Origin of the sequence: Nostoc sp. (assembly GCF_036919815.1) — a bacterium.
Taxonomy (GTDB): Bacteria; Cyanobacteriota; Cyanobacteriia; order Cyanobacteriales; family Nostocaceae; genus Nostoc.
The window spans coordinates 1-20,265 of record NZ_JBALCE010000010.1 but is presented as its reverse complement, the minus strand read 5'-3'; the positions used below and the strand labels follow the sequence as shown (position 1 = coordinate 20,265).

The 20,265-nt window shown below is 43.5% G+C and carries 18 protein-coding genes and 1 pseudogene; 12 read left to right on the top strand and 7 right to left on the bottom strand.

Annotation, left to right across the window (positions count from 1 at the left end; genetic code table 11):
• Nucleotides 1–405 precede the first annotated feature (405 nt).
• From V7K15_RS02860 to V7K15_RS02830, 7 genes are all read left to right on the top strand, one after another.
• On the top strand, nucleotides 406–2,202 hold the full coding sequence (locus tag V7K15_RS02860; protein WP_334902849.1) for a ShlB/FhaC/HecB family hemolysin secretion/activation protein: 1,797 nt from the start codon (nucleotides 406–408) through the stop codon (nucleotides 2,200–2,202).
• A 937-nt stretch (nucleotides 2,203–3,139) separates the two neighbouring features.
• On the top strand, nucleotides 3,140–5,776 hold the full coding sequence (locus V7K15_RS02855) for an EAL domain-containing protein (protein WP_334902848.1): 2,637 nt from the start codon (nucleotides 3,140–3,142) through the stop codon (nucleotides 5,774–5,776).
• A 73-nt stretch (nucleotides 5,777–5,849) separates the two neighbouring features.
• Nucleotides 5,850–6,770: a histone deacetylase family protein gene (locus tag V7K15_RS02850; protein WP_334902846.1), complete on the top strand. Its 921-nt coding sequence runs from the start codon at nucleotides 5,850–5,852 to the stop codon at nucleotides 6,768–6,770.
• 600 nt (nucleotides 6,771–7,370) lie between these two features.
• A complete protein-coding gene (locus V7K15_RS02845; protein ID WP_334902844.1) occupies nucleotides 7,371–7,508 on the top strand; it encodes a hypothetical protein in 138 nt (45 codons plus the stop codon).
• 177 nt (nucleotides 7,509–7,685) lie between these two features.
• On the top strand, nucleotides 7,686–8,132 hold the full coding sequence (locus tag V7K15_RS02840) for a tellurite resistance TerB family protein (protein WP_334902843.1): 447 nt from the start codon (nucleotides 7,686–7,688) through the stop codon (nucleotides 8,130–8,132).
• A gap of 280 nt (nucleotides 8,133–8,412) precedes the next feature.
• Nucleotides 8,413–8,973, top strand: a complete 561-nt coding sequence (locus tag V7K15_RS02835) for an RNA-guided endonuclease InsQ/TnpB family protein (protein ID WP_334902841.1) — start codon at nucleotides 8,413–8,415, stop codon at nucleotides 8,971–8,973.
• Between the two features lie 68 nt (nucleotides 8,974–9,041).
• Nucleotides 9,042–10,397 carry a UDP-N-acetylmuramoyl-tripeptide--D-alanyl-D-alanine ligase gene (locus V7K15_RS02830; protein WP_334902839.1) on the top strand — a complete coding sequence of 452 codons (1,356 nt, stop codon included), beginning with the start codon at nucleotides 9,042–9,044 and terminating at the stop codon, nucleotides 10,395–10,397.
• A 299-nt stretch (nucleotides 10,398–10,696) separates the two neighbouring features.
• On the opposite strand, the gene V7K15_RS02825 is transcribed toward V7K15_RS02830, so the two are convergent.
• From V7K15_RS02825 to V7K15_RS02795, 7 genes are all read right to left on the bottom strand, one after another.
• Nucleotides 10,697–11,026 (bottom strand): hypothetical protein, encoded by a 330-nt coding sequence (locus V7K15_RS02825; protein ID WP_334902836.1) that lies wholly within the window; start codon nucleotides 11,024–11,026, stop codon nucleotides 10,697–10,699.
• Nucleotides 11,027–11,231: 205 nt separating this feature from the next.
• The gene (locus V7K15_RS02820) at nucleotides 11,232–11,633 is read right to left on the bottom strand and encodes a fasciclin domain-containing protein (RefSeq protein WP_334902834.1); all 402 of its coding nucleotides are present in this window, start codon (nucleotides 11,631–11,633) and stop codon (nucleotides 11,232–11,234) included.
• Between the two features lie 166 nt (nucleotides 11,634–11,799).
• On the bottom strand, nucleotides 11,800–13,119 hold the full coding sequence (gene trmFO / locus V7K15_RS02815) for an FADH(2)-oxidizing methylenetetrahydrofolate--tRNA-(uracil(54)-C(5))-methyltransferase TrmFO (RefSeq protein WP_334902958.1): 1,320 nt from the start codon (nucleotides 13,117–13,119) through the stop codon (nucleotides 11,800–11,802).
• A gap of 73 nt (nucleotides 13,120–13,192) precedes the next feature.
• Entirely contained in the window at nucleotides 13,193–13,972 is a 780-nt protein-coding gene (locus tag V7K15_RS02810) for a Uma2 family endonuclease (RefSeq protein WP_334902833.1), read from the bottom strand.
• Between the two features lie 123 nt (nucleotides 13,973–14,095).
• Nucleotides 14,096–14,296 carry a hypothetical protein gene (locus tag V7K15_RS02805; RefSeq protein WP_334902831.1) on the bottom strand — a complete coding sequence of 67 codons (201 nt, stop codon included), beginning with the start codon at nucleotides 14,294–14,296 and terminating at the stop codon, nucleotides 14,096–14,098.
• A 141-nt stretch (nucleotides 14,297–14,437) separates the two neighbouring features.
• Nucleotides 14,438–15,208 carry a 3-methyl-2-oxobutanoate hydroxymethyltransferase gene (gene panB / locus V7K15_RS02800; protein WP_334902829.1) on the bottom strand — a complete coding sequence of 257 codons (771 nt, stop codon included), beginning with the start codon at nucleotides 15,206–15,208 and terminating at the stop codon, nucleotides 14,438–14,440.
• 242 nt (nucleotides 15,209–15,450) lie between these two features.
• Nucleotides 15,451–16,563, bottom strand: coding sequence for a ligand-binding sensor domain-containing protein (locus V7K15_RS02795; RefSeq protein ID WP_442949640.1), 1,113 nt, complete (start codon nucleotides 16,561–16,563; stop codon nucleotides 15,451–15,453).
• A 531-nt stretch (nucleotides 16,564–17,094) separates the two neighbouring features.
• Between V7K15_RS02795 and V7K15_RS02790 the strand changes: the two genes are divergently transcribed.
• From V7K15_RS02790 to V7K15_RS02770, 5 genes and pseudogenes are all read left to right on the top strand, one after another.
• Nucleotides 17,095–18,525 carry a form I ribulose bisphosphate carboxylase large subunit gene (locus V7K15_RS02790; protein WP_292830887.1) on the top strand — a complete coding sequence of 477 codons (1,431 nt, stop codon included), beginning with the start codon at nucleotides 17,095–17,097 and terminating at the stop codon, nucleotides 18,523–18,525.
• A 249-nt stretch (nucleotides 18,526–18,774) separates the two neighbouring features.
• Nucleotides 18,775–19,182, top strand: coding sequence for a RuBisCO chaperone RbcX (rcbX, locus tag V7K15_RS02785; RefSeq protein WP_334902825.1), 408 nt, complete (start codon nucleotides 18,775–18,777; stop codon nucleotides 19,180–19,182).
• A 46-nt stretch (nucleotides 19,183–19,228) separates the two neighbouring features.
• A complete protein-coding gene (locus tag V7K15_RS02780; protein WP_292800588.1) occupies nucleotides 19,229–19,567 on the top strand; it encodes a ribulose bisphosphate carboxylase small subunit in 339 nt (112 codons plus the stop codon).
• 156 nt (nucleotides 19,568–19,723) lie between these two features.
• On the top strand, nucleotides 19,724–19,855 hold the full coding sequence (locus tag V7K15_RS02775) for a hypothetical protein (RefSeq protein WP_334902823.1): 132 nt from the start codon (nucleotides 19,724–19,726) through the stop codon (nucleotides 19,853–19,855).
• Between the two features lie 144 nt (nucleotides 19,856–19,999).
• Nucleotides 20,000–20,167: pseudogene (locus V7K15_RS02770) on the top strand (GDSL-type esterase/lipase family protein); the annotation flags it as partial.
• Nucleotides 20,168–20,265: the final 98 nt, after the last annotated feature.

Below are 20,265 nucleotides of genomic sequence, written 5' to 3'. Positions count from 1 at the left end.
GCAACACTTTCTTTGTCTAAATGTTTTTGCTTACCTTCTGAAGTAATAAGTGTAACCTGGATCACGCCAGACACAAAACCCTGATTTATCCAAATACTTTAGGTCTATTTCTCCCGCAGCCGCAGATGCTTATGCAGATCGAACACCATCGATACTTTCAAGTCTGCATTGACACTCCCCTGGCTAAACAAATATGACATTTACAGCAGTTTTCATCTATTTGAACCACATCTGTTGTATGGAACATTGCTGTGCCCCAAAAGCGCGAGTCTATTTAGCTAAAAATAGCTGTAAATTGAGATTTGCCCCAGATATCAACTTTAGCGACAAAAGATGAAGTAAGATTCACATTTGAAGCAGTCGCCGTATAATTCCATAGTTTCTGATAAAAAATAGTCCAGTGCGATGATTAATAAATATCCTCAGAATCTTATAGTGTCCTGCTTACCTCTGAATATGCTTCTATTACTCAGCAGCATATTTTCTAGTCCAGCGAAAGCTCAGGCTATTGATACTACACAATTACCAACTAGTAATTTCATCCTGTCGCAAAAACTCCCACCACCACAGGATATCCAACCACCTGCACCTTCGCCGCTTCCCTCACCAGAACTGCCACAGCCACTCCCCCCACCAGCAGAACTATTTCCCCCGTCTGCCCCAACTCCCACACAAGAGGAACCAATTCCTGGTAACTTTCCTCAAACTATTGTTGTTGAACGGTTTGAAGTTATTGGTAGCACAATCTTCAGTGCCCAAGAGTTAGCCCTCGCCACTGCTGAATTTACCAAACGACCGATTTCACTGACTGAAGTCTATCAAGCACGTTCTAAAATCACTGATCTATACCTCAAAAATGGTTACATTACTTCTGGTGCTTATATTCCACCCCAAAAAATCCAATCCGGTGTTGTAAAAATTCAGGTGGTCGAAGGTAAATTAGAAGATATCCAGGTAACTGGGACTCGGCGGTTGAATCCGAATTATGTCCGCAGCCGACTAGCAATAGCGACATCACCGCCTCTGAATCGTCAGCGTCTACTAGAGGCACTGCAACTTTTGCAACTTAATCCTTTGATTAAAAACATCTCTGCTGAACTCTCAGCAGGATCGCAGACTGGTGTGAATCTCTTAGAAGTTAAGATAAGTGAGGCAAAAACCTTTAGTAGCCAAATAGTTCTTGATAATGGGCGATCGCCTAGTGTTGGCAGTTTCCGACGCGGATTAAGATTGAATGAAGCCAACTTACTCGGATTTGGAGATAATCTGAATCTAGGATATACCAACACTGATGGTAGCAACTCCTTTGACGCTAGTTACACATTGCCTCTTAATCCCCACAACGGGACACTTACCTTCAACTATGGCACTACGTCGAGTAATGTCATTGAACCTGATTTCAAGAAGTTAGATATAGAATCGGCATCTCGCTACTACGAATTAACATTCCGTCAGCCTATAGTCCAAACTCCCACACAAGAATTCGCTCTTGGGTTAACAGCTTCCCGACGCGAAAGTGATGTCTCGTGGAGACTACAGAGAGAATTTGGGGTATCCCCCTCTGAACTTTCACCTGGCGCTGATGAACAGGGACGCACCAGGGTATCTGCGTTGCGATTTTTTCAAGAATGGACGAGTCGTAACAGCCATGAAGTCATCGCCCTACGCTCTCAATTCAGTTTGGGCATAGATGCGTTGAATGCGACGATTAATCAAAATCCTCCCGATAGTCGTTTTTTTGCTTGGCAAGGGCAAGCTCAGTGGGCACGCCTTTTAGCTCCTGAAACCTTACTATTACTTCGTTTAAATACGCAACTCGCATCCAGAACACTTTTGCCTTTAGAGCAATTTGGCTTAGGTGGGCAGGATAGCGTTCGCGGCTACCGTCAAGATTACCTGCTAACGGATAATGGCACTTTTGTTTCTGCTGAAGTTCAAGTACCGATTCTGCGCTTACCGCAGATAGATAGCATTTTACAGGTTGTCCCCTTTGTGGATTTTGGTGTTGGCTGGAATAGTTCAAGTACAGAGAATCCCGACCCTAATACTCTAGCTGCTGTTGGTCTGGGGTTGCGTTGGTCACAGAGCGATCGCTTCACCGTTCGTCTTGACTGGGGCATTCCTTTAATATCTGTGAACTCAAATGACAGAACATTACAAGAAAACGGTCTGTATTTTAGTTTATTTTATAATCCATTTTAAAATTTAGCGGTTCATTCTCCTTGGGAGCATCTCAGTGGGTGCAAATATACCAGATGAGAAACAAGATTCTTGCTCCCTCTCCTTAATAAGGAGAGGGTTGGAGTGAGGTTTTACAAGGCTTTTTACGAAAGTGAAATCCTCCCATTCTCCTTTCCTTTAGACGTAGCTCGCAGGCGGAGTGGCGTTTCCGCAGTCGCCATAACGGGGGAAAAATACGCAAGGCACTGCTCTCAGTTAGCCTGCTCTAAGCAAGCTACAGTCCTTCCCTGCGGGACGCTACGCGTAGCGTAGCGAGTGGTACGACAAGCTCAGGAACCATCGGGGTTTAAATAAGAGTCTGAAACTCTTTTCAATGCAATAATTTTGAATTGTGAATTTTGAATTGTTAATCTGGGTATCCTAAGAAAGACTCAGGTTGGATCATATAGATGAAGAGTTAATTAACAGTAAATAAAAAGCTGATAATTACTCTTAATTAGTTCTATTTACTAACTTTTGCCCCATTTAGTCATCTTCATGACATTAAATCACTGACAATTAGTAAACAAGCTGATAGATAGTTGATATCTGGGAAAATAGAGCGAAAAAAGAGTCAAACCCTTACCATGTACATACAAGTTCAGTTGGGAATCTAATGGACGCAAAATAACAGAAAATTATTTTTAAAATTCTTGATTTGACTGAGTTTTCTATCAATAAACTGGTACTATTGATAATAGCCTTGCTCAACTCAAAACCATGCCTACTAAGGCTCGTATCTTCTCAGGCAAGAATTTTAAGACTTTTGTGTACACTGTAGCCTTAAAAAGGGTGACTTAATTCCCTCCTTTTTAAGAAGGGTTAGGGAGGAGCAAGCCTTAACCCAAGTGTATTGGAACTTATCGGAGTAATATTTTTCCGACTCAGACATAAAAATATAATAATTTGAGGAACAGCAATGCTAGGAAATGAGCGGGAAAAAGTACGCCATCTGTTGGTCATCCAAGACCTCGAAGGGGAACGAACTGTCCCCTTGCAAGAGACTACTTATTCTCTGGGGCGGCATCCCGCAAACACTATTGTCTTAGCTTCCCGGTCAGTATCAATGCAACATGCAATTTTATTGCGAGTAACTGTTCCAGAGACTGACCAATACCGCTTCCAGATTATTGATGGCAACTACAAGGGAAAAGCAAGTACGAATGGCTTATTTGTGAATGGTACTAAATGCTTTTCTCATAATCTCAAAAACGGAGATATCATCGCCTTTGGCAGTAATAAAGCTCAGGCTAAATATTATGCTGTTTCCAACATTTCAGAACAAGCATTTTCCGAATCTGGCGATGTTGAAGACTTATCTGGTTTCCTATCAGAGCAAGCCAGTCCTGCCAATCCTTTTCAAACCTTAGCTATCGATCCCAGCTTTGAAGCTGCTACTGAATCCGCCCTAGCTCGCCTAGCATCCTTTCCTGAACTCATCCCCAATCCAATTGTTGAGATGGATTTCGAGGGAACAGTTACTTATCTCAATCCAGCCGCAGCTCTCAAGTTTCCCAAACTTCGGGAAGTTGGGACGCAGCACCCGATCTTAACAGGACTATTGAGTGGAGTTAACAATCTAGAAAAAAAATCTTTTGTGCGAGAGGTGGAAGTAGGGACAGAAGTTTTTGAACAATCCGTTCTCTACCTTGCTGAAAGTGATTTAATTAGAACTTTTATTATTAGGGATATTACAGAGCAAAAACAAGCCACATCTGAACTGCGCCAGCGCGATCGCTTACTACAAGCAGTTGCGGAAGCTGCCAATTATTTGCTCAGGGAAATCAATTACGAAACTGGTATTCATCGAGCTTTAGCTGTACTGGGCGAAGCTGCCAAGGCAGATCGTGCCTATCTCTTTCAGAACCATCCCCATCCTGTTACAGGGGAAATAGCAGTCAGCCTCCGGTTTGAATGGACGCACCCCTCTATTAAATCTACCCACCACCATTGGCAGAATCAGCTTTATGAAGCTTCTGGATTAGCCCGTTGGTACACTGTTCTCTCTAGCGGCGAGTCGATTAGCGGACTTACTCAAAAATTTCCTGTCAACGAACAAGAATTCCTGATTAGAGATGGGATTCAATCCCTTCTTCTGGTGCCTTTTCGCTTGGAAAATGAGTTTTGGGGGTACCTGGGCTTGGCAGACTGCACTTTTGAGCGTCATTGGTCAACCCACGAAGAATCTACTCTTTTAACGATGGCCGCTAGTATCATTGGTACGCGGCAGCGTCAGCTAGTAGAAGAAAAGATTCGCTATCAAGCCCTCCATGACGTGTTGACAGGGTTGCCCAATCGCGTACTATTTAATGAGCTGCTCAGTAAAACCGTGCCCAATGCCACTCGGAATGGCGAAAGTTTAGCTGTGATCTTCCTTGACCTGGATCGTTTCAAGGTGATTAATGACACTCTGGGGCACACTCTGGGAGACCAATTATTACAAAGCGTCGCTCAAAGATTAAATGACTCACTCAGAGGCGGAGACACTATAGCCCGTTGGGGAGGCGATGAGTTCACTATCTTACTCCCGCGAGTCAATGATATTGAAGAAGTAACTCTGGTGGCGTACAGAATCTTACAAGCCTTAGAGGATGCTTTCTATCTCCAAGAGCATGAACTTTATGTAACTGCCAGCCTCGGTATTGCGTTGCTTGATAACAACAGTCCTGACGCCGAAACACTAATCCAGCACGCAGATGCCGCTTTGTATTACGCCAAGGACAAAGGGCGGAATAACTACCAATTCTACAGTGTTTCCCTAAGCGCTAAAAATCCTGAACTCCTGAGTTTAGAAAAAAGCTTGCGCTATGCCCTAGAACGCAAAGAATTTACGGTGTACTATCAGCCTCGTGTGAACATTGCCACAGAACAAATTACTGGTATGGAGGCTCTGTTGCGTTGGCAGCACCCAGATATGGGGTTGATCGCACCCAGTGTCTTCATTCCCCTCGCTGAAGAAAGTGGATTAATTGTCCCCATCGGTGAATGGGTGTTGCGGACAGCCTGTAGCCAAAATAAAACCTGGCAAGATGCCGGATTGCCACCCATAACGATCGCTGTTAATCTTTCTCTTAAACAGTTCCGCCAACCCAAATTGCTGGAGACTATAGCCGAAGTTTTAGAACAAACGCGGCTCGCTCCACGCTTTTTAGAATTAGAAATTACCGAAAGCACAGCCGTTGAAGATTTAAATTTTACCAGGAAGGTGTTAGAGGATCTACAGCAGATGGGTGTTTCCATCTCTATTGATGACTTTGGTACGGGTTATTCCTCGCTGTCCCGCCTCCAGCATTTGCCATGCCACAATCTGAAAATAGATAAGTCTTTTATTCAAGATTTGACCCACGATGTGAAAGTAGCTTATATTATTACGGCGATAGTTGGCATGGGACACAGCTTAGGATTCAAGTTGACAGCCGAAGGGGTAGAAAAAGAAGAGGAACTGGAGTTTTTGAAATCTATCAACTGTGACGATGTACAGGGCTTTTTATTTTACCGCGCGGTTTCTGCAAAGCTTGCAACAGAAATCCTTGAAAGTAAACGACCAATGCTCTAGTACAAGGAAAAACTGTTTGTACTAGTGAGGATACAATAGCATTGAATGTCCTGCTGCCAACCTTTTCTGTCCTATGCTGCCAGTCATTTATTCCGACGAATTTTTAGATCACAAGACTGGAAAATACCATCCCGAAAAACCAGAACGCTTGAGGGCGATCGCTACTGCCCTAAAAGCAGCTAGATTCGCAGATAAAATTGTCTGGCAAAAGCCCACACCAGCATCAGAACAACCATCACTGATGTCTGTGTTGCTGAAAGCTCATAGCCAGGACTATATCAAAAAACTTTGGCAAATCGCCTCTAGTGGCGGTGGCCCTTTGGATGGAGATACCCCTGTTTCCCCACGCAGTTATGATGTGGCATTGTTGGCAGTCAGTGCTTGGTTAGATGGAGTTGAGGCTGTGTTGAAGTCGGCTAATCCGGCTTTTGTATTGGCGCGTCCACCGGGGCACCATGCAGAAAGTGATGCGGGGATGGGCTTTTGCCTATTTTCTAATGCAGCGATCGCCGCTTTATTTGCTCTAGAACAACCCGGAATTAATCGCGTCGCCATTCTTGATTGGGATGTGCATCACGGTAATGGTACTCAGGCGATCGTTGAAAGTGAAGCACGCATTGCCTACTGTTCCCTACATCAGTATCCATGCTATCCCGGTACTGGAAGATCGACTGAACGCGGCTTTCATAATAATGTCTTAAATTTACCTGTACCCCCTGGTAGTGATATTGCAGTATATCAGCCACTATTTGAAAGACAGGTTATACCGTTTTTAGCTAACTTTCAGGCAGATTTACTGATTGTGAGTGCTGGTTATGATGGCAATGCCGCAGATCCTTTGGCAAGTATCAATTTGCAGCCAGAAGACTACGGTTTATTTACTGATTATTGTCTAGGGCTAACTCGTAAAATTCTGTTTGGCTTGGAAGGTGGTTACGACTTTAAAACTCTTTCTCAATCAGTTGTAGCGACGATTGCACGTTGTTTACTTTAAGGTTTGCTTGTTTACCTGATTGCCCGACAAAAGTTCACACAAATAGCCATAGGAGTGAAAAAGAATTGTTTTGACAACACTCAGTCCTGAGTGCTGTTAGCGGATAGCTATGGTTTAGCCCGTGCTGAGTTGGTTAAGTGTAAAAACTACTCAGTACTTATGTACTTGGTACAAGCCCCGCCCCTTGTGGGCGGAATCTTCTTGACTCAAGAGGTAGGTTGATACCCCACAAGAAAGCGGATGGTCTTTTAACTCAGCACTCTAAGCCGAGGAACTCAGCACTCTTCATGTAGCACTGCTACGTCAAAACAAGGGTTCTGGGTAACGCATATTTAATTTCACCAGATTTCAAATGGGCAAAGGTTTCTGGCACTGGAAAGCAGAAGGGCAGTTGTAATAAGTGTTTCCCCTCTGCCATCAGTACCTACTGCCTTTTGATGTCAAGTTCATCAAATCTTCAGAAAGAAAAAATTTAAGTCGGATCTGAAAGAGCTAAAGTTTTGTTAAGATGCAATTGCTAGCAGTTTCTCAGCGAAATTCACCTATCGGGGTGTGGAGAAATAAAAATTACTAGCAGCACAAATTTCTCAAGGTGAAGCAATGACCACCTATATTTTTTTCGATGAAGCCCTACGAATGCTGACCAACGCCTATTTGATGTCAGCAGTACTGTTAATAGCAGCTTCTGGCATAGGTTTGGCGGTAATTGAAACTATAGAAAAGACAGGAGAACGCTAAGTTTACGGATGGCAGTATAGTTATTGCCAAAAACCATTGGGTGCTAGTGTTCGCTGTGAAGAAATCCTGGGAACACTAAAGCATGAAAGTCTCATAGCGTTGCAGTCTTACCTGGAAATCTACCAAACATACAGGTAACTGTAGCGCTATTGAGACCCTAAGCAAGGAGTTACTACAATGGGTCTATTCGACGCTGTATTGGGCAGTGAAAGCCAAACCCAAACAGCACTCAATCCAGAGGAAGCTTTTGCTGTCATTATCTTGATGGCAACAGCCTCAGACGGTTATCTTTCTGTTGAGCAAGCAAATTCTATCACTTCTGTGCTATCTCGGATGGAACTTTTTAAAAGTTATCCCCATGAGATGATGAATAGGCTGTTTGAGAAAATCTTGGGCATTCTCCAGGGTGATGGTTTTAATGCTTTATTTAATGCAGCAAAAGATTCTCTATCTCAAGACTTGCGGGAAGCAGCCTTTGCAGTAGCCACTGATTTAGTCTTAGCTGAAGGTATTGTAGATGAAGAAGATAAAAACTTCTTAAATGATTTATGTCAAGCTTTAGGGGTTTCTAGGGAGATAGCAATACAAATTGTGCAAGTAATCTTAATTAAAAACCGGGGCTAGGGCGATAAAACATATCTCTAATTAAACTATACAAATAGCTTATAAACAAAGCCTGCCAAAGAAGCCTAACTCCTTTGGCACTATTTTTGGTGTTATTCTGACTAGGCTGGGATTCCCGACTTTTTCGAGAACTCATATCATGTCCGCCAAATTACCCATACATAATAAAAGAACCCCTCCCCGCAGGTGGGGAGGGGAGCTAAAGCGCAGCTTTGGCTCTTTGGGGTTCTGGGTATTATGCTTAATTGCCCGGACATGAGATCACAAATCTTATTGTTCAATGCAGTATTGTGTCATAATCCGATTTTATCCTAGACTTCACCACACCATTGATAACACCCGCAAGAATTTCCACTTTAAACAAGCTCATGCCCTTTGTGACGCTGGTGATATGGTCTTCATGGAAGACTTGGATTACCGAACTCTTGCAAAAGGGATACTTGGCAAACAGATGATTGATAGCGAAGCGGTAGCGAGTCTTCGAGCGTCTGCTGGCTTTGGGCAATTCCGAACTATCGCCAAGTACGTGTGCTGGAAGCGGGGCAAATTTTTTGGGGAAGTCAACGCTAGGGGGACTTCTCAAGAGTGTCCTGAATGCGGAGCAACTGTTAAAAAAGATTTGAGCATTAGAGTACATCATTGTCAAGAGTGTGGATTCATTGCCGATAGAGATGTTGCTAGTGGTCAAGTAATCAGAAATAGAGGAATAGAACTAATTAGTACGGCGGGACACGTCGGAATCCAAAACGCCTATGCAGACGGTTTGCCGGGGATTGAGAGTTCTCGATCTAGGTCAAAGTCGAAAACCCGCAAGGAAACAACTAGGAAGTCTTTGAAGTAATTCTTAGAAGCTCCGTCCTTCAGGGCGGAGTTATGTCACAATTTGGAACTTTAAATTGTAAATTAATTATGCGTTTTTCTGTCACCCTAACCCAACTGGTTGAAGTTATTTTGGCTCAGACTGGAAACTTATCTGAAGCTGCTTTAACACAAGTAAGTAGCGGTATACAAACAGATAGCCGTACTATAAAACCGGGTGAAGTATTTCTAGCTTTACGAGGCGATAAGTTTGATGGACATGAATTTGTGCCAACTGCGATCGCTAAAGGTGCAATAGCTGCAATTGTAGATTTTGAATACGAAAATCCGGCATTTCCGATATTACAGGTAAAAGACACCCTGAAGGCATATCAACAAATTGGCCGATGGTGGCGCGATCGCTTTAACATTCCTGTAATTGGTGTCACAGGTTCCGTGGGCAAAACTACAACCAAAGAATTGATCGCCGCAGTTTTAGGAACAAAGGGACGAGTTTATAAAACTTATGAAAATTTTAACAATGAAATCGGTGTCCCGAAAACTCTCCTAGAACTTGGCGCAGAAGATGACTACGCCGTGATTGAAATGGCGATGCGGGGTAGAGGACAAATTGCCGAACTGACGCAAATAGCGCATCCAACAATTGGAGTGATTACCAATGTGGGGACGGCGCATATTGAGTTACTGGGTTCGGAAGAAGCGATTGCTCAGGCAAAATGTGAGTTATTAGCCGAAATGTCTACTGATAGCGTGGCAATTCTCAACTACGACAATCCCCTATTAATTACGACGGCGGCTTCAGTTTGGCACGGAGAAGTTTTGACTTACGGCTTTTCTGGTGGGGATATCCAAGGGCAGTTAATTGATAACCAGACTGTGGAAGTCGCCGGAATCCAACTACCTCTACCGTTACTTGGTCGTCACAATGCAACTAATTTCTTGGCAGCTTTAGCGGTGGCCAAGGTGTTAGGAATCGATTGGGCAAGCCTGAAAGCAGGTGTGATGGTGAATATGCCCACAGGACGATCGCAGCGATTTACTTTGCCCAATGATGTGGTAATCTTAGATGAAACTTATAATGCTGCACCGGAAGCAATGATCGCAGCGTTGCAATTATTGGCAGACACACCCGGAAAGCGGAAGATTGCCGTGTTGGGTGCAATGAAAGAATTGGGAGAGCGATCGCAGCAGTTGCACCAGCGAGTGGGAGAAACAGTGCGAAAGTTGAATTTAGACGGCTTGTTAGTTTTGGTAGATGGACAAGATGCCGAAGCGATTGCCCTTAGTGCCGAAGGTATCCCATCGGAGTGCTTTGCAACTCATGCTGATTTGGTGGCTAGGTTGAAGACATTTGTGCAAGCAGGCGATCGTTTATTGTTCAAAGCCGCTCATTCCGTGGGATTAGATCGGGTAGTTAATCAGTTACGTGCAGAATTTCCCAAATGAGTCTCCCACTACAAACCCAACGTCTCATACTGCGAGACCTTGGAGAATCACATTAGACATCTCCAGAAATTAAATATGCGTTATCCAAAACCCTTGTAGAGACGTAGCAGTGCTACGTCAAAACAATTCTATTTTCTTTTCCTTTGTCTATTGGCAAGTGGTTTATCAATACGCTAGCGATCGGAATTGAATAAGGGAGAATAGCGAAACTCTTGGCTATATGCCATTTTTGAGCATGAATGCAGAGGTGTCAAATGATTGATTTTGTCAAAATCTCACTAATAGATGCTCAATAGACTTCAGTTGGAAAGACTAGGGCTGTTACTGTAGCGTCTTTGAAAAACAATTGCAGCCAAATTAGCCACCAAACAGGTAATTGCTAGCCACAGCAAGATATAAGTAGGAGCCATCACCACGCCAATCAGGAACCAAGTATATACGTGCAGTATCATTACAGAAGCGAAAAAGCTGGCAATTCCCGCAGATTGCCAGACTTGATGCGATGGGCGACGTAACGCTACCAGGCTGATCGTTAAAATTGTCACAAGCAAATTAGCTGGTACGAGAAATGTACAAATACTTATGCAGTTGCCACGAGAGAAATCAGCTAAGGTGTTAAGATCGAGCATTAATTTGTTGGGATAGATGTTAGCTTTTTAATAATTTAATTTATTTTATTTTAAAATAACGAAATATACATTAATATATGAGTGAGTAATCACTTTACAAATATAACATAAATTAAACTAGTTAGCTGTGTTTTGATACTACCAATAGTTAGTTAATTATAAAAATTTTGGATAAGTCGGGTGGAAAACACCCACCCTAACTGAATTAACCCGGTAAAATCACCGTATCGATAATGTGTACCACACCATTATCAGCTTCGATATCTGCTGCTAAAACTGTGGCATTTTTAACTTCAAAACCATCAGAAGAATGAATTTTAATCGGTGAACCTTCGACAGAATTAACCGTACCGAGTTGTGCCAAATCAGCTTTTAGCAGCTTTCCTGGAACGACATGATACTTTAAAATTCGCGTTAGCTGGGGAATATTCTGTAACAGAGTTTGGATAGTTCCTGCTGGTAACTTGGCAAAAGCATCGTCATTTGGTGCAAAGACAGTGAACGGCCCAGGACTTTTTAATGTGTCTACTAAACCAGCAGCTTGTACAGCCGCCACCAGTGTTTTGAAAGACTCAGCCGTAACAGCAATATCAACAATATCAGCCATATATTTTACCTAAATCTCTGTAAAAGATTTTAAAGGATAATAAACCTATTTGAAGTTTTATTAAACAGGGAGTGGGGAGTAGGGAGTAGGGAGTAGGGGAATAATAATGCCCAATGCCCCATGCCCAATGCCCCATGCCCAATGCCCAATGCCCCATGCCCAATGCCTAATTATGATTAGCTTTCCAGTTTGCCAAGTCAGTTAAAGAGCGATCGCGGTAATGTCCATAACGCTCTTGTTTACTTTTGATTTTCGCACCACCCAATTCGGGAAAAATCCCAAAGTTGGGCGGCATTGGTTGGAAATGCTTCGGCGAAGCGGAACTAATAAATTCCAATAACGCACCGATCATTGTTGTTGGTGGTAAAACCAAAGGTTCTTTACCCAAAGCTAATCTTGCTGCATTAATTCCCGCCAAGCAACCACCCGCAGCCGCCGCAGTGTAGCCTTCAGTACCAATCAACTGTCCAGCAGCTAACAATGTCGGACGCTCTTTAAATTGCAGAGTCGGATGCATTAACTGAGGGGCATTAATAAAAGTATTGCGGTGCATCACTCCCAGCCGGACAAACTCCGCCTTTTCCAAACTGGGAATTAGCTGAAATATTCGCTTTTGCTCACCCCAACGCAGATTAGTTTGAAATCCTACCATGTTCCACAGTTGACCGGCTTTATCTTCTTGTCGTAACTGCACGACAGCATAAGGACGTTCTCCTGTGCGAGTATCTGACAATCCCACTGGCTTTAGGGGTCCGTAGCGCATGGTATCTTCCCCGCGCTGTGCTAGTTCTTCTATGGGTAAACAAGCTTCAAAAAATTTCGCCGTTTCGCGTTCAAAACCTTTGAGTTCTGTTTGTTCAGCAATACATAGTTCTTCTCGAAACTGCAAGTACTGCTCTTTATTCATTGGGCAGTTGAGATAAGCGGCTTCACCTTTGTCATAACGTGATGCCATAAAAGCAACGTCACGGTTAATCGATTCTCCCACAATAATCGGACTAGCCGCATCAAAAAAGCTGAGGTATTCCATCCCGGTAAAGCGACGCAAATCTTCGGCTAAGTCGGGGCTAGTTAAAGGCCCAGTCGCCAAAACCACAATTCCTTCTGGAATCGCAGACACTTCACCCCGGCGAAATTCAATTAAAGGATGGCTAGCTAAAGTTTGCGTCAAGTCTTGGCCAAATTGTCCTCTATCGACGGCTAGCGCCCCACCCGCAGGTACGGCGTGTTCATCAGCTTTAGAAATGACGATCGAACCCAATTGGCGTAATTCTTCGTGCAGTAATCCCGCCGCGCGATCGCTTGCCATTGCCCCAAAGGAATTACTACAGACTAATTCTGCTAAATCTTCTGTATGATGAGCCGGACTAAATCGCTTTGGACGCATTTCATATAAAATTACAGGTACTCCAGCTTGGGCTATTTGCCAAGCTGCTTCTGTCCCAGCTAATCCACCTCCAATTACTTGTATCGGTTGTTGTTCCATAGTTAAATTTTTAGTTCCTATATCATAAGTATCCATCAGTAGCGACAGCATAACGCACCATCAACAGCAGCAATTATAAATTATCTGTGTCAATTCCCTTTTGTTTGAGTTTAGCTAACAATTCTTGATAGCGATCGCACTCTTTTTCTAATTCTTGTAAAGCCGCTTCTTTTTCTTGTGAAGCCGCTTCCAATTCTTGTGAAGCCGCTTCTAATTCTTGTAAAGCTGCTTCCTTTGCTTGGCGTTCCCGTTCTGCACGTTGGCGTTCTTGTTCCCGTAACTGGTCAATTTCTAAGGGGCTTAAAAACTTTTGTCCGGTGGGAGAAAGAATTTCCAGGGTATCCGGTGTCAGTGTAAAACGGATTCCCAAACGCGGACTTACCCAGCCATTCATCTCTTCGATAACTTCAAAACTATCTTCAGAACTGAGCAAGCCATTTAAATCGTTCTTATCCGGATCATAAATATAATATTCTTCCACGCCGTAACGCTGGTAAAACTGCAATTTTTTAGTCATTTCTTTGAGGGTGTTACCTGGCGATAGAATTTCAAATACTACCTGTGGAGGTATATTATCTTCATTCCACTGTAAATAGGAACTCCGTTTTCCTTTTGGTCTGCCAAAGACTACCATCGTATCGGGCGCTTGTTTAATATTAGGGTTTCCTTGAACTGGATACCAAAACAAATCTCCGGCGATAAATACATCGGCTGGCGATGCAAATAAGATTTCTAAATTTTCTTTAATTTTGACAATCCATGCAAATTGTTCTGTATTATCCGCCATTGGCTGTCCGTCGCTTTCCGGGTAGATGACTTCGATTGTGGTTTCTGGTGTGACTTGTTGTACCATTGCTGCACCTCCAAGTATGGGGTTTTTAGCTGAGATTTCTAGTTGAGATAGCGATCGCGTTAATATTGATTTTAGCTATAGCTCCAGATAATGTTGATTGCAAATGCTAGGAAACTCTTAAAATTAATCATCAGGAGGATGCCAACCACTAATTGTCCAACCTCGTCGGGCAACAAGTATAACTGGATTATTCATTCGCAAGCAAACAATTGTCGCGCTACCAATAATAGTTAAACCTTTAACTGTAGTTAAGCAATAACAGCAACGTCCTTGATCGCTAGCAGCTATTTGATTTTTTAAGCTTTCAGGAATGTATTTAGACACAACAATTTAAGGAGTTGGCACATTATCCTGTCTCTAGCTTCCCTCTCTTTTATAAGGAGAGGGATTGAGGGTGAGGTAAGCCAAGGACATAAATTGGATGTTATTTAATTCTTATTCCTTAGTTCCTAGTCCCTTTATTTATTATGGAAACTTCCGATCACGCACTTCTAAGGCATAATCTTGCACAGCTTTGGTAATCGTCTCCCGCAGGTTTGTATAAACCTTGGCGAATGGTGGATGCTTCTCGGTAAGTCCGATGACATCTGAAGTAACTAAAACTTGTCCATCGCAGTGAATTCCTGCACCGATACCAATTGTCGGAATGCTCAATTTTTGTGTAATCTGCATTGCTAAATCTGCGGGTATATGCTCTAACACTAAAGAAAATACACCAGCTTGTTCCAGAGCGATCGCTTCATTTAAAATTCTTTCTCCCGTTTCCTGGCTCTTTCCCTGTTGTCGCAAACCAAGTTGATGTATTGATTGCGGTGTCAAACCTACATGACCCATTACCGGAATTCCAACTTGTACTAAACGAGCAATAGTTTCAGCGATCGCTGGATAGCCACCTTCCAATTTTACCGCTTGAGCGCCCGTTTCCTTCAGTACCCGCCCAGCTGAGTGCATCGCTTGCTGGAGACTTTCTTGATAGGTCAAAAATGGTAAATCCACAACCACTAAGGCGCGTTTAACTCCTCGACGCACCGATTTGGCGTGGTAGATCATCTCATCCAAAGTTATCGGCAGTGTTGTTTTATACCCCATAACTACTGCCATAGAGTCACCCACAAGGATTAAGTCTACACCAGCTGCGTCGAGGAGTTGAGCGATCGCATAATCCCAGGCCGTCAACGCCACAATTGCACGTCCCTGTTGCTTCCATTGAATTAATTGCTGGGTAGTGATTGCCATTTTTTGAGTGCTGAGTGCTGAGTGGGGAGTGAGGAGTAGAGACGCGATTAATCGCGTCTGTTAAAAGTTAGGAATTAAGAGTGAAGAATTAGAAATTAAAGATAGGAATTAGGAGTCAATAGTTAAAAGTTTAATTTAATTCATAACTTCTAACTCCTAACTCCTGTAGAGACGCGATTCATCGCGTCTCTACTTTTAACTCTTGTACAGACGCGATGAATCGCGTCTCTACTCCTAACTTGTCATTTAACGGCGTGACTGAAAGCAATATGGGGTTTTGCACTAGCCATTTTGGGCATTAACCAAGCTAGACCTTCACTAGTACCAATCCATAATTTATTGCTAATGTCAGGTGCAAGGGCAAGAACCCGACTAGAAGGAAGTCCAGCAACTTCTGCATCTAACACAGCTCCTGTATTTGGATTTAATCGTAACAAACCATTATTAGTCCCGACCCAGAGACTACCATCTTTAGCAAAACGTACTACTGTTACGTTACGCCCACGCAGACGAGTCACAGACCGCAACACTGCACCAGTTTTTGGGTTAATAACTAGCAAATTATTCGGCATTCCCGCCCAAATTAATCCTTCTGGACTAATAGCTAAAGCTTGTACAGTCGTCCCTGGTAAATCGGCTATCCGCTTCATAATCGCAGCACTACCAGTATTTACCCGCACTAATCCATCAAGGGTACCAACCCACAGTTGACCTTCAGCATCTAAAGTCAGGCTGTTAGCGCTGACACCAGGGAGATTTTTTAATGTTGTCATAATCAAGCCTTGGTCGGGACTAATTAGGGTTAAACCGCTATCAGTTCCAACCCACAAATAACCCCGTTTGTCAAGTAACAGTGACAACACCCGTTTAGAAGGCAAAAATAAATTCTGCGCGGTGATTTCGTTAGTGCGGGGGTCTACTCGGATCAGTCCCTCAGAACTTCCCACCCATAAACGTCCTACTTTGTCTTGGGCTAAAGCACCAATGGCAACACTTGGTAAGCTAACACGAGAAATAATCTTGCCAGTTTTAGGATCAATCCGCGATAGTCCCCGCCCAGAACCTACCCAAAGATTACCTGTAACATCTCCCAGTAAGTTACCCACACGATAATCAGTTTTTGGCGAATGTTCTTGCAGTCTCCGTTGATCGGGCAAGGGTTCCACTCGCGGTGGCGGTGGGGAAAGTGGGTAAGCAGGGGTTACGTCAGATGAATTAATCTCAGGGGTTTTTTGTGCCCATCCCATATTTGGACAAGCGATCAACCCCAGCAAAATAGAAGTAATCAATAAACTAGTATGCTTGCAAAACAATACCACGGTGACATTTCCTTTGGAGACAATACCCATAGCCACTACCTAAATTTGTTTTGGGTTAATTCCAGTGTTCCCCTAGCTGAGATTTTTTAAACGTCATAGGCAATTTTTCTCAAATTTAATCAGTATTGGGCATGGGGCAAAGAATTCTTGTAACAGACGCGATTAATCGCGTCTGTACAGGAGACGCGATTAATCGCGTCTCCCCACTCCCCAAAAGATTCTTTACAGTTATTAATGACGTTTTGTAAACATTTTGTTACAAAATGTTTAAATCTTTCTGTGATAACAAAATTAAATAGATAAGTTAAAAACTTTCAAAGAATAACTTATCAAATTATTGATATATTGTGAGACAAGCTACAAATTACGTGGTGTGCAATTCTTTTTTCTTTCGTAGAAGTAGGGAGGGCTACTCCCTTTATTTACGCTTGGGGACTGTTGGAGCCGACTCTTTTGGATGAAGCAAGAAGCAGACCCTCTGAAGAGGGCGAAGGAGCGGGGTGAGGAAAAGTTGCACAGAACGTGATTTGATTAAGTAAAAAGACTGACTTGTGGGAAGGATAAAATATGTCTTACGCTCAAACTAAGACTCAGAGCAAAACTGGGTATAAAGCCGGGGTTCAAGATTACAGACTAACTTATTACACACCGGATTACACACCTAAAGATACAGACATTTTAGCGGCATTCCGTGTTACACCCCAGCCTGGAGTTCCCCCCGAAGAAGCAGCTGCGGCTGTAGCGGCTGAGTCTTCCACTGGTACTTGGACAACTGTGTGGACAGATTTGCTCACCGACCTCGATCGCTACAAAGGTCGTTGCTACGACATCGAACCCGTTCCTGGTGATGACAACCAATTCATCGCCTACATTGCCTATCCTTTGGATTTATTTGAAGAAGGTTCTGTAACCAATATGTTGACCTCGATTGTGGGGAACGTATTTGGGTTCAAAGCGTTGCGGGCACTACGTCTGGAAGACTTACGGATTCCTGTAGCTTACCTGAAGACCTTCCAAGGACCTCCCCACGGGATTCAAGTTGAGCGTGACAAGTTAAACAAATATGGTCGTCCTTTATTGGGTTGTACAATTAAGCCCAAATTAGGTCTTTCGGCTAAGAACTACGGACGCGCTGTATACGAGTGCTTACGCGGTGGTTTGGACTTCACCAAAGACGACGAAAACATTAACTCCGCACCATTCCAAAGATGGCGCGATCGCTTCTTGTTCGTATCTGAAGCCATTACCAAAGCTCAAGCTGAAACCGGTGAAATCAAAGGTCACTACCTAAACGTCACCGCCCCCACCTGTGAAGAAATGCTGAAGCGGGCTGAGTTCGCTAAAGAACTCAAACAGCCCATCATCATGCATGACTACCTCACCGCAGGTTTCACCGCCAACACCACATTGGCTCGTTGGTGTCGTGACAACGGTATTCTGTTGCACATTCACCGCGCTATGCACGCCGTAATTGACCGTCAAAAGAACCACGGTATCCACTTCCGCGTTTTGGCTAAAGCCCTGCGGATGTCTGGTGGTGATCACATCCACACCGGCACAGTAGTTGGTAAGCTAGAAGGTGAACGCGGTATCACAATGGGCTTCGTTGACTTGTTGCGTGAAAACTACATAGAACAAGACAAGTCTCGCGGTATCTACTTTACCCAAGACTGGGCTTCTCTACCTGGTGTAATGGCAGTTGCTTCCGGTGGTATCCACATCTGGCACATGCCTGCACTCGTAGAAATCTTTGGTGATGACTCCGTGCTGCAATTTGGTGGTGGTACTCTCGGACATCCTTGGGGTAATGCTCCTGGTGCTACAGCTAATCGCGTAGCTTTAGAAGCTTGCGTCCAAGCTCGTAACGAAGGCCGCAACTTGGCTCGTGAAGGTAACGACATTATCCGCGAAGCCGCTAAGTGGTCTCCTGAATTAGCCGTTGCTTGCGAACTGTGGAAAGAAATCAAGTTCGAGTTTGAAGCGATGGATACCGTCTAATCAAAAGTTAAGAGTTAGAAGTAGAGACGCGACGCCAGTCGCTACAACGGGGGGAACCCCCGCAACGCGCTGGCTCATTAATCGCGTCTGTACAGTAGAGACGCGACGCCAGTCGCTACAACGGGGGGAACCCCCGCAACGCGCTGGCTCATTAATCGCGTCTGTCTGTACAGGAGTTAAGAGTTACATTAATTCATAATTCATAACTCTTAACTGATAACTCATAACTGTTGACGGCTGGGGTCAAGCATGAATCTTAAGCAAATTGCGAAGGACACAGCCAAGACTGTCCAAAGTTATCTGACTTATCAGGCTCTAAGGACAGTGTTGGCACAGCTAGGCGAAACGAATCCTCCATTAGAACTTTGGTTGCATAACTTTTCGTCTGGCAAAATTCAGAATGGTGAATCATACATTGAGCAACTGTTGCAAGAAAAACCAGATTTGGCTTTGCGAATCATGACTGTTAGGGAACACATTGCCGAAGAAGTCATGGAATTTCTACCGGAAATGGTTTGTACTGGCATTCAGCAAGCCAACATGGAACAGCGTCGCCAGCATTTAGAACGCATCACCCGAATAGACACATCAAACCCCAGTCTGCAACCAGAACAGCAAGCAAGTTCAGATCCGAATTTAGATAACTTATCGAATTAGTTCGGTCAACCTAGTAGTAAAAAATCACAACCCATTATCAAAAGCTATGCAAACTTTACCAAAAGAGCGTCGTTACGAAACCCTTTCTTATCTGCCCCCCCTGTCTGATGCTCAAATTTCCAAGCAGATCCAGTACATTTTGAATCAAGGTTACATTCCAGCGATCGAGTTTAACGAAACTTCAGATCCTAAAGAATTCTATTGGACAATGTGGAAGTTGCCTTTGTTTGGTGCTAGATCGACTCAAGAAGTATTGAGCGAAGTTCAAGGATGCCGTTCTCAATTCAGCACCAGCTATATTCGGGTTGTGGGTTTTGACAACATCAAGCAGTGCCAAATTCTCAGCTTTCTTGTTCACAAACCCAACAAACCCAACAAATACTAAAGTTAGTTAGTTGGAATAAATCGTGGGATAGCTGAAGCAATTTGTCTATCCCCGCATAGGAGAGGTAGAGTTATCTGCCTCTTTTTTTTTAAGGGCATGGCAATGCCCATTGGTGTCAACTTAACGTGAAAGCCTTTCTGAGAAGCAGCTTTTAGATTGTCTCGTCAAGAGTCTCCGACTGGGAATGCCGTTCTAGAGGCTCCGCCTCCCTTGCTGGCGGCAGAGCCGCCAGGAACAGCATTTCCAGCCTCTGGCTGGAAACGAGGTTTTAAAAGGGTTTGCGCTTAAGTTGACACGTATGGGCAATGCCATGCCCCTACGAAACAATCTATATGTCAATACGCTTGGGTTAAGGATAGTTGTAGGTTGGTTTGAAGGTCATGAAACCCAACAAATCACGAAAAATGTTGGGTTTCGTTCCTCAAAGATGGATTGAATATACCTTATTTAGACGTTTTTCCGATATTAGAAAAATCAAACATCTGGATTAATCAAGCAAGAGTCAATGATGCTGTTCATCCTCAAGCAGGCGGTTATGCAGAATTTGCCCAAATAGTAGAAAATTGGGACGCTTGGTTAAATTGGTTTCGTCTAACTTAATTGATAACTGGAGTTTAGACTAAGCCATGCAAAATATCCCAGCAGGGCTGAGTTAATCAGAGACTTAGGAAAAGTATGAATAATCTTAGGTATTAAAC

What these genes read in the sequence shown, in the direction of transcription:
- V7K15_RS02860 (WP_334902849.1), top strand. Translation starts at nt 406, where the DNA reads ATGATTAATAAATATCCTCAGAATCTTATAGTGTCCTGCTTACCTCTG.
- V7K15_RS02855 (WP_334902848.1), top strand. Translation starts at nt 3,140, where the DNA reads ATGCTAGGAAATGAGCGGGAAAAAGTACGCCATCTGTTGGTCATCCAA.
- V7K15_RS02850 (WP_334902846.1), top strand. Translation starts at nt 5,850, where the DNA reads ATGCTGCCAGTCATTTATTCCGACGAATTTTTAGATCACAAGACTGGA.
- V7K15_RS02845 (WP_334902844.1), top strand. Translation starts at nt 7,371, where the DNA reads ATGACCACCTATATTTTTTTCGATGAAGCCCTACGAATGCTGACCAAC.
- V7K15_RS02840 (WP_334902843.1), top strand. Translation starts at nt 7,686, where the DNA reads ATGGGTCTATTCGACGCTGTATTGGGCAGTGAAAGCCAAACCCAAACA.
- V7K15_RS02835 (WP_334902841.1), top strand. Translation starts at nt 8,413, where the DNA reads ATGCAGTATTGTGTCATAATCCGATTTTATCCTAGACTTCACCACACC.
- V7K15_RS02830 (WP_334902839.1), top strand. Translation starts at nt 9,042, where the DNA reads ATGCGTTTTTCTGTCACCCTAACCCAACTGGTTGAAGTTATTTTGGCT.
- V7K15_RS02825 (WP_334902836.1), bottom strand. Translation starts at nt 11,026, where the DNA reads ATGCTCGATCTTAACACCTTAGCTGATTTCTCTCGTGGCAACTGCATA.
- V7K15_RS02820 (WP_334902834.1), bottom strand. Translation starts at nt 11,633, where the DNA reads ATGGCTGATATTGTTGATATTGCTGTTACGGCTGAGTCTTTCAAAACA.
- trmFO (WP_334902958.1), bottom strand. Translation starts at nt 13,119, where the DNA reads ATGGAACAACAACCGATACAAGTAATTGGAGGTGGATTAGCTGGGACA.
- V7K15_RS02810 (WP_334902833.1), bottom strand. Translation starts at nt 13,972, where the DNA reads ATGGTACAACAAGTCACACCAGAAACCACAATCGAAGTCATCTACCCG.
- panB (WP_334902829.1), bottom strand. Translation starts at nt 15,208, where the DNA reads ATGGCAATCACTACCCAGCAATTAATTCAATGGAAGCAACAGGGACGT.
- V7K15_RS02790 (WP_292830887.1), top strand. Translation starts at nt 17,095, where the DNA reads ATGTCTTACGCTCAAACTAAGACTCAGAGCAAAACTGGGTATAAAGCC.
- rcbX (WP_334902825.1), top strand. Translation starts at nt 18,775, where the DNA reads ATGAATCTTAAGCAAATTGCGAAGGACACAGCCAAGACTGTCCAAAGT.
- V7K15_RS02780 (WP_292800588.1), top strand. Translation starts at nt 19,229, where the DNA reads ATGCAAACTTTACCAAAAGAGCGTCGTTACGAAACCCTTTCTTATCTG.